This is a genomic window from Streptomyces tricolor (genome assembly GCF_002155905.1).
In the GTDB taxonomy this organism is placed as follows: domain Bacteria; phylum Actinomycetota; class Actinomycetes; order Streptomycetales; family Streptomycetaceae; genus Streptomyces; species Streptomyces tricolor.
The window spans coordinates 1-495 of the sequence record NZ_MUMF01000376.1 but is presented as its reverse complement, the minus strand read 5'-3'; the positions used below and the strand labels follow the sequence as shown (position 1 = coordinate 495).

Below are 495 nucleotides of genomic sequence, written 5' to 3'. Positions count from 1 at the left end.
GGCCGCCGCCCTGTGGAAGAGCGCGAACGACCCGGACGAGATCGAGTTCAGCGCCGGGGCGCTGGACGTGGGGGACATCTGGCGGGAGACGAAGGCGTCCCTGGGCGAGCCGCTCGGCAAGAAGGAGATCGAGGAGGCGCTGGCGCTCCTCGGCAGTCCGGGCATCGCGGCCGTGACACGGCACGGCACCGGCCACGCGATCGCGGTACCGCCCCGCACGATCGCCGCACGGCTGCGGTCGCTGGCGGACGCGCTCGACGCGCGGACCACCGGTACGGATCCGCGCCGAGGGACCCCGGAGCCCGTGCCGCCGGCGTCCTCCGGCGGCCCGCTCGGCGCCCTCCCGGAGAAGAACCCGTCCTCGCCCGGCATCGACGCGGCACACGTACGCGCCTGGGCGCAGGCCGAAGGGCGACGGATCAGCGACCGCGGGCGGCTCCCCCGGTCCCTGATCCGCGACTACCGGCGCGCGCACGGCCTGCCGGCCGACCCGCC

The 495-nt window shown here is 76.8% G+C and carries 1 protein-coding gene (only partly in view); it reads left to right on the top strand.

Going from position 1 to position 495, the window contains the following annotated elements; genetic code table 11:
* Window positions 1-495: part of an Lsr2 family DNA-binding protein coding region (locus tag CCN44_RS48040; protein WP_208639840.1), annotated on the top strand (this coding region is incomplete at its 3' end). 1,607 nt of the annotated region lie to the left of the window's left edge; the window shows 495 of its 2,102 annotated nt.